Raw genomic sequence first — 8397 nt, 5'->3', positions numbered from 1 at the left:
CTGTAAGGCTTAGACATGAAAAACCTCTATGAACTCATTAGCCCTATTCTATGCCAAGCTAAACGTTTTTAGCTATAAAATACCTTGTCGGCAAGGCGGATAAAACGTGTCGTGCATGAGGAGATAAAGGGGAACGATAGGGCGGTAGTGCGCCAAAAACAGGTTGATATCAGTTTTGACTGCCTCCGTGCTGTGGTCACCATCAATCAACACAAACGCTAGCGGCTCGCCCTGACTGGTGATGTGGTTCAGCAACGCCGGCAGCAGCAGCTTGGAATCCCCAACCCAAAACTCCACATTAGGCAACCACTGCTAAAGCATTTCCCTGGGCCAGGATGCAATGTCAAGGGAATAGACCTTTTGAGCCACTCGAGCCGTTGCCTGCAAACTACCTCCCTTGTAGGTTCCAATCTCTAGGGCTACTTGAGGCTGGATCGCTTGCAGCAAATAGCTGAAGGCATATCGTTCCCAGCGGGTCATCAACCAAAGACAATCTGAGGATTCCAGCCCAAAGGTAGGCTCATAGGTTAAAGGCAGACCATTATTTACCGTTACCATCTCCTATCCCCATCTCACCTGACTTAAGTTAACATCACCTGCACCTATAAGCAAAAGCCCCGCTTACTGCGGGGCTTCATGCCAATTGGCCCTTACTATCTGGGAGAACCAACTAGCTCGAGGACTGGGGCAACAACTCCCGCTTTGTCGGTTCGCAGAGTACCTTCACCTGCTTCGTTTCGGGATCCACGTCCACAATCGCCGTGTCGCCCGACTTAATGCGCCCAGACAGGATTTCTTCCGCTAGGGAGTCCTCCAGCAGGCGCATGATCGCCCGCCGCAAAGGCCGCGCCCCGTAGGACGGGCTATAGCCTTCTTCCACCAGCCGATCCTTGAAGGCTTCTGTCACCTGCAGGGTAATCCCCTGCTCGGCCAGCCGCCCATAGACCTCCTTGAGCATGATATCGGCAATTTGCTTGACCTCGTCCTTGGTCAATTGCCGGAAGACGATGATTTCATCAATCCGGTTCAGGAATTCGGGGCGGAAGTATTGCTTAAGTTCCTCGTTCACCAGGTTGCGAATCCGGTTGTACTGGGTGTCTTCCTTGTCTTCGCCCAGCTCAAAGCCTAAGCCACCGCCGCCCTTTTCAATGACCTTGGAGCCGATGTTGGAGGTCATCACCAGCAGTGTGTTTTTGAAGTCCACTGTGCGCCCCTTGGCATCGGTCAACCGGCCATCCTCCAGGATTTGCAACAACAGGTTGAAGACATCCGGGTGGGCTTTTTCAATTTCATCGAACAAGACAACCGTGTAGGGCCGGCGCCGCACCGCCTCCGTCAACTGGCCCCCTTCGTTGTAGCCCACATAGCCAGGCGGCGAACCGATCAGCTTGGAGACCGTGTGCCGCTCCATGTACTCCGACATGTCCAGGCGAATCATCGCCTCCTCGGAGCCGAAGAAGTAGGCCGCTAAGGCTTTGGTCAGCTCGGTCTTTCCAACCCCCGTTGGCCCAGAGAAGATGAAGCTGGCAATCGGACGGTTGGGATTCTTCAGGCCCACGCGCGCCCGCCGCACCGCTCGACAAATCGCCCGCACCGCCTCCTCTTGCCCCACGATCCGCTGGTGCAGGGTTTCTTCCATGTGCAACAAGCGTTCCGACTCGGTCTCGGTCAACTTGCTCACCGGAATCCCTGTCCAGGAGGCCACGATTTGCGCCACGTCATCTTCCGTCACCATCGGAGTTTCACCGCCCCCTTGCTGGGCCTCGGCCTTCTTGCTCTGGACAATCGCCCGGATTTGCGCCTTGATTTCAATCTCGCGGTCCCGTAGCTCCCCGGCCCGCTCAAAGTCCTGGGCGCGCACCGCATCATCCTTTTGGCGCAGGATTTGCCGCAGCTCCTTCTCCAGTTCCTTGGCCGCCGGCGGCAACTGGGAGTTAATCAACCGCACCCGCGACCCCGCCTCGTCAATCAGGTCAATGGCCTTATCCGGCAAGAAGCGGTCGGAGATATAGCGGTCCGCCAACTTGGCCGCCGCCCGCAGCGCCTCGTCGGTGATCTTTAACTTGTGGTGTTGCTCGTACTTCTCCCGCAGGCCAAACAGAATTTCGATGGTCTCCTCGACCGAGGGTTCACCCACCATCACCGGCTGGAACCGCCGCTCGAGGGCCGCATCCCGCTCGATGTGCTTGCGATATTCGTCCAGGGTAGTGGCGCCGATGCACTGCAACTCACCCCGCGCCAAGGCCGGTTTCAGGATATTGGCCGCATCAATCGCCCCTTCCGCAGCCCCGGCTCCGATCAGGGTATGGACTTCATCAATCACCAGGATCACGTTCCCCGCCTGGCGGATTTCGTCCATGATTTTTTTGAGGCGCTCTTCAAACTCGCCCCGGTACTTGGTACCCGCCACCAGCAGACCGATGTCCAGGGTCACCACCCGCTTGTCTTCGAGAATGTCTGGTACATCCCGGTTGGCGATTCGCTGGGCCAGCCCTTCCGCAATCGCCGTTTTTCCGACCCCCGGTTCCCCAATGAGCACCGGGTTGTTTTTAGTGCGCCGCCCCAAGATTTGGATCACCCGTTCAATTTCTTTCTCCCGACCCACCACCGGGTCAAGCTTCCCTTCTGCCGCAAGCTGGGTCAGATTAGTGCCGAATTCGTCCAGCGTGGGGGTCTTGGTGCGGGTGCTCCCACCGCCAGCCGTGACCTCCGCCGTTTCGCCCAGCATCCGGATGACCTGGGTGCGCACCTTGGACAAGTCCACCCCTAAGTTCTCCAGCACGCGGGCGGCCACCCCTTCCCCTTCGCGGATCAATCCCAGCAACAGGTGTTCTGTCCCAATGTAGTTGTGGCCTAGCTGCCGCGCCTCCTCTAGCGACAGCTCCAAAACCCGTTTGGCTCGAGGGGTAAAGGGAATCTCGACCGCCACAAAGCCTGAACCCCGGCCAATGATTTTTTCCACCTCAATCCGGGCGTCCTTCAAATTCACACCCATGGATTTCAGCACCTTGGCGGCCACCCCGGTGCCCTCGCCGATCAGCCCCAGTAGGATTTGCTCCGTTCCCACAAAGTTGTGCCCGAGGCGGCGCGCCTCCTCCTGGGCAAGCATAATGACTTTGATGGCCTTCTCCGTGAACCGTTCAAACATATCCTTCCCTGCCCTGAGCCTGCAGATACTTCTATCGTACCTTGTCAATTGGGAAATCGGTGGGGGTTTTCCGACCCCAATTGGCGTAAAGACCGCAGGTTCCTTCAATTTTAACCAGAAGAATTAACTGCGAGTAGCGACCCCCAAAGACGCAAACAACACCGCTGGACTGTAAACACTAGCGCCCACCCACTCCCGCTCTTGACTCATGGCCGCCACGGGCGCCTCCAAGATGCTCCCAGCCACCATGGTGTTTTTCACCCGCCCGACGATTTCGCCGTTGATGACCCGGTAGCCTAGGTCTAGATTCACGGAAAACTCGCCGGCCAACTGGTTGGACTGGCCCGCGCCCAACACCTGGTCCACGATCACCCCGTCGGCCATCTGGGCCACCAGCTCGGTGTAGGGAACAGTGCCGGGAGCAATACACAGGTTAAGCAATTCCGCGCCGGGACGAGAAAGACCACTGCGGTAGCCATTGCCAGTCGAAGTCCGGCCTGCCCGCTGCGCCCAGGTCTTGTCCCAATAAAAGCCCTGTACGATGCCCTGCGCGACCAGGGTTTGGGTTTGGGTCGGGGTGCCTTCGTCGTCAAACTGGCGGGCGCTCACGCCAGCGGTGGGGTCCTCGGTTACGGTCCAGTGGGGGTCGAACACCCGCTGACCTACCTTGTCCGCCAAGGGGGTCGCTTTCTGCACAACCGCTTGCCCCGACAACATAGACTCAAACAGGCCCGCCAGGACGCTAGCCACCGCGCGGGGCGTAAACAATACGGGCAAATTCCCACTGGGCGCCGGCGTTGTTGTCTCGGCCCAGCGGTACTTCTGCACCACTTCCTGCACCAATCGGTTATAGTCGGGGGCGTGGCCGTCCGTGACCTCGTAACTGTAAATCTGCAGAAAGTCTTCGCCGCGCACCCAGTTGCCCCCTAGGCCCACACTCAAGGACTGGCGCTGGTAATAAGCCTGGGCACCCCGGTCTGTCAGCAGGTAAACTTCCCCAAAGCCGGGGTTAAACGAGACATCCACCAAAATGTCCGGGTTGTAGGCGTGGACCTGTTCGATCAACTCCTTGCCAATGTTGACCAGGGTTTCTGGGGTAGGGAGTTCCACAAGGGGGCGGGTGTCCTCCCCCTGGAACGCAGCGGCAAATTCAATTTCGGCGGGGTCACCGACAGTGGCGGTTTCCAAAGCGGCGTTAACCACCGCCTCCGGGCGGGTTAGGTCGGTGCTGGCGGCAAATCCCAAGCGCCCCTGGTGAATGACCCGCAGCGCCACGCCCTCGACCGCCTTGCTGCTTATGGATTTGAGCCGGTTGTTCTCAAACTGCACCGGACGGCTGTAACTGCGCAGGTAATACACCTCCACCCCGTCGGCGCGAGACCGAGCCAGGTCTAGCAATTGGGCCAAAATCGGATGGGCCATCGCGCGGTTGCAAGCAAGCGTATTTATCCTAGCGCAGACCAGCTCTATACTAGGCTTGGTGCGGAGACTGGGAAATGACCCAGGCCAATCAGCCCTTCACGTACGTAGGCAATGGTTCAGGTGCCTGCCTGCTGATTCACGGTTTGGGGGGCGGCATTTACGAACTGCAACCGCTGGGGGAACGCCTGCATCGCCAGGGCTGGACGGTGCGGGGTATGAATTTACCGGGGCATGACCGCCCGGCTCCCCAGATGCCCGCTTCCACGTGGCCAGAATGGGTTGCCTGCGTGCAGGACGAATACGCCCAGTTGCGCCGAAATTATGCCCGGGTTGCAGTCGTGGGATTTTCCAATGGCGGACTGCTGGCGCTCTATTTAGCCGCGCATGTGCCGGTGGACCGCCTGGTGCTGCTAGCGCCGTTTCTGGGGATGTGGCCCTGGCAGTGGCCGTTGCTCTACAGCGTGGGCTATCTCATTCCCAGCCTCCCGCGCCGCCGCTTACCGATTGCCGACCCGATGCTCGAACGGCAAGCTTGGCAGTGCTCGTTTTTTCAGGACTTCAACCTGGCGGCGGTCCGCAGCGCTCTGGCGTTGCAGCAGAAGGTGCGCGCACTGTTACCCCAGGTCACAGTGCCCACGCTGGTGATCCAATCCCGCTACGACCGAGTGGTGGACCCCCAGGCGACCTGGCAAGGGTTTCAGCAGTTGGGTAGCCCGGAAAAGGTCTTTCACTGGCTAGACACGGGCAACCACATCCTCACCTGGGACTACCCCCGCGAGCAGGTCTATCGCCTAGTGCAGGACTTTTTGCCGTTGCCGGGTTCGCCACCGCTGTAGGAGATGGCGCACCTGTGCTCGGTAGGCATCAAGCGCCGCGGGGCTCAGGGACTGCCCGCCAAAACGCACGGTCATGTATGTATCAATGACCTGAACGGCTATCTCCCGGTCGGGTAGGTCGCTGGTTTCCAACTGCTGGCGCACCGCCAAAGGCCCCATCGCTGGCTCAATCGCTAGCCCTTGTTCTACGAGGGCCTCTCGCAGTTGCAGGTATAGACGCGAGACAGGTGATACATTGGCTTTTGCCTGGCCCCAGCGGAGATAGCGGGCGATAAAGAAGGCCAGCGCTGGCGCCAATCCCCCGATTTCGCGGCTCCAGGGCCAAGGCAACGGCCCGGCGATCCAAGCGTTTAGACCGATGGACACCCCCAAGCCCAGGCCATCCCCTAGTCGCAGCGGGCGACCGCGCCGCTGATACCCCCCAAGACCTGCGGCGACTGTCACGAGCAACACGCCAACCACTCGCCAAAGCTGTTGCACATCCAGGCCCTTTTCCAGCGGGCCAGGCTTGGCGGGAGGCTGCAACCAGGTCTGCACCTGTTTGAGGCCTTCGAGCTGGGTATCCAGGTTGTACTCCAACACGTACTTATTCCAACGAAAGCGCAGGGCATCCAACAAATCGGACCACCAGTTCCCAGTCTGCGGCCCAAACCCCGGCGGCGTTGGGTCAAAGGTCAACCAGCCATAACCGGCAAAGGGCACCTCCACCCAACTGTGGGCATGGGCCACCTGCACCGCCAAGTAATGGTCGTAGGCATTCCACCGTCCGCCCAGATAGCCATTCACCAGCCGCGCCGGAATGCCAATACTGCGCAGCATCAGCGTCATGGCTGTGGCGAAGTATTCGCAGTGGCCCCGCCGGTGGGTAAACAAAAAGGCATCTACCACCGGTTGGTCGCCGGGGTCTGGCAGGTCAGTGGTGTAGGTGAAATTCTGGGCCAAGTACGAGCGAATGGCCTGCACCTTGTCGAACAGGGTGGGGGCGTTACGGGTTAGGTCCGCCGCCAGTTCCCGAATCCGGGGGTTGAAGTTGGCAGGTAGTTGCAGGTAGGGCTCTTTCAACCCCGCTTGGGCCAACTGTTGCAGGGTGAGATTTGCGTCAACGCGCCGCAGGTCGCTCGCGCGGGGGAACATCGGACGGCTCCAGGCAGTGTACTGGTAACCCACCTCGCCTCGGTAGGTGTAGTACACATCCCCCGTGCGCGTCACAAACAGGGAGCGGCCCCACTGGTGAATAATACGCGCCGGTTGTTGGGCATCCCCCAATGTGCCCACCTGTATCCGCACGCTCTGGGCCGTTTCCGGCAACCGCACCCGGTACAACGGGTTCAAGGCAAACAGGATGAGATGGGACGATGGCTCTAGATAGATGTCTTGTCGCAGGAGCGGCAGGTTGGCTGGGGCTGGTTGCAATTCCACCAAGCGGTCCTGGGCGGCGCGGAACTCGCCTTGCGACAGGGTGCGCTTCCACGTCTGGCCGTCATAAAGGTCAAAACTGACTCCCCGCCAGTATAGGGGCATCATCGGTGGCGGTGCGCCTTCGGGGAATTCCACCCGCATCACCACCCGCGTATCCCGGTCCAACCGGCCATGGTCGCCCACATGCACCTGCTCACCAAATCCACGACCAAGCTCCCGCTGACCCGCCCCTCCGCGGCCAAAAAAGCCCAATCCGATTCGGGGAAACAGAAAAAACAGGCCCACCGACAAGATGAACGTGGCCAGGCCCACCCAGACCAGCATCACGAGTACTCGCGTGTTAAAAAGCCGAGACTGGGCCGCAGCCTTGCCGTGCTCCCGGACCTGCACCCGCAGGTGATACAGCGTAAAGTTGACCACCCCCAAAATCACGTACAAGGCAAACAGGAGGCCAAACAGGATGTCGCTGGTGTAAACGGTGGAGGCCGCTAGCAACAGAAACGACAGGGCCATCGCCTGGTTATAGTCCTCGGGACGCTCCCGCTGAAACAGTTTCGCCAGGGTGAGATACAGCAGCAGATACAGGGACACGTCTAGGGGATGCGCCCGCAACAGCCCGATTGCGCCTACCAAGACCACCAACACCCCCACCGTCAGGGGCATCCACAGTTTGGCGTACTGTTCCCAGCGAATCCGAGGCGGTTCCCAAAACCAACTCACAACTCCCAACAGTAGGAACACGCCGTTGGCCAAGGGATGGGTGGCATGACCGGTCAGCAGGGCGGCAAAGGCGATCCCCACCAGCGCATAGGTACAAACCTTGTGGGCGTCTTTTAGGTTCCAATTCATCCAGCGCCAGGGGAATGTCAAATTAGTTTCACCCTAGCATACGCATTTAGCCCAACGGCGGTTCAAGACGCCCAGCACTCTGAGTTGCCAGGGCTAGACTACTTTATTAGTTTGTCCAGCAACAATCAGAACGGGACTAGGTAGTCCTGTTCCTGTAATGGTTAAATAGGGGTAGTTGGATGTGGGTGAAGTCATGAGTACAATTACTTACCCCCACTGCCAGTCTCAAAAGATTGTGAAGTACGGTCGTATCCATAATGGAAAACAGCCATCGGCAATTTACGCCTGAAGCCAGAGAAAAATACATTTCTGAAGCACAAAGGCAATTTGTTAGAGCGACTCGCAATTACCGCCATCTCACGGGTGACTGGAATTTCACAATCTTGGCTGTATAAATATGTAAAGCAAAAGGCAACTTAATGATGGATATTCAGCTCCGCGAAGACATGGCTAAGCTGACAAAGGCTGACATATAAAACGGATAGCTTCATCCACGAGAGAACGTAGGTTCCGTTTGGTTAAACTCCACGCATGGTTGACCCACCTTTTATCAATCGGATTCAAATCAGGTGAATATCTTAGTAGATAAACCAAGCGACATCCAGCCGCTTCCATCATCTTTCTGACCGCTGCAGATTATCCAGTGCCAAAACTTTCCCAGGACCAATCGCTGGTAAAAGTCTCTCACTTAACCACTGGATAATAGCCTATCCAAGTAAATGG

The 8397-nt window shown here is 58.3% G+C and carries 5 protein-coding genes; 1 reads left to right on the top strand and 4 read right to left on the bottom strand.

Annotation, left to right across the window (positions count from 1 at the left end):
- Window positions 1-72: 72 nt before the first annotated feature.
- From NZ705_05595 to NZ705_05585, 3 genes are all read right to left on the bottom strand, one after another.
- Window positions 73-297, bottom strand: coding sequence for a class I SAM-dependent methyltransferase (locus tag NZ705_05595; GenBank protein MCS7292436.1), 225 nt, complete (start codon window positions 295-297; stop codon window positions 73-75).
- Between the two features lie 373 nt (window positions 298-670).
- Window positions 671-3148, bottom strand: a complete 2478-nt coding sequence (locus NZ705_05590) for an ATP-dependent Clp protease ATP-binding subunit (GenBank protein ID MCS7292435.1) — start codon at window positions 3146-3148, stop codon at window positions 671-673.
- Window positions 3149-3271: 123 nt separating this feature from the next.
- Complete coding sequence (locus NZ705_05585) at window positions 3272-4570, bottom strand: TldD/PmbA family protein (GenBank protein MCS7292434.1); 1299 nt, start codon at window positions 4568-4570, stop codon at window positions 3272-3274.
- Between the two features lie 74 nt (window positions 4571-4644).
- On the opposite strand from NZ705_05585, the gene NZ705_05580 reads away from it, so the two are divergent.
- Window positions 4645-5406, top strand: a complete 762-nt coding sequence (locus tag NZ705_05580) for an alpha/beta fold hydrolase (GenBank protein MCS7292433.1) — start codon at window positions 4645-4647, stop codon at window positions 5404-5406.
- Here the strand turns inward: NZ705_05580 and NZ705_05575 are convergent.
- Window positions 5362-7674: a DUF3488 and transglutaminase-like domain-containing protein gene (locus tag NZ705_05575; protein MCS7292432.1), complete on the bottom strand. Its 2313-nt coding sequence runs from the start codon at window positions 7672-7674 to the stop codon at window positions 5362-5364. The genes NZ705_05580 and NZ705_05575 overlap by 45 nt on opposite strands.
- Between the last annotated feature and the right edge of the window lie 723 nt (window positions 7675-8397).

Source organism: Gloeomargarita sp. SKYB120, from assembly GCA_025062155.1.
In the GTDB taxonomy this organism is placed as follows: domain Bacteria; phylum Cyanobacteriota; class Cyanobacteriia; order Gloeomargaritales; family Gloeomargaritaceae; genus Gloeomargarita.
Note: the sequence above shows the minus strand (reverse complement) of the source record. Positions and strands in the feature narration are given on the sequence as shown.

What these genes read in the sequence shown, in the direction of transcription:
- NZ705_05590 (MCS7292435.1), bottom strand. Translation starts at nt 3,148, where the DNA reads ATGTTTGAACGGTTCACGGAGAAGGCCATCAAAGTCATTATGCTTGCC.
- NZ705_05585 (MCS7292434.1), bottom strand. Translation starts at nt 4,570, where the DNA reads ATGGCCCATCCGATTTTGGCCCAATTGCTAGACCTGGCTCGGTCTCGC.
- NZ705_05580 (MCS7292433.1), top strand. Translation starts at nt 4,645, where the DNA reads ATGACCCAGGCCAATCAGCCCTTCACGTACGTAGGCAATGGTTCAGGT.
- NZ705_05575 (MCS7292432.1), bottom strand. Translation starts at nt 7,674, where the DNA reads ATGAATTGGAACCTAAAAGACGCCCACAAGGTTTGTACCTATGCGCTG.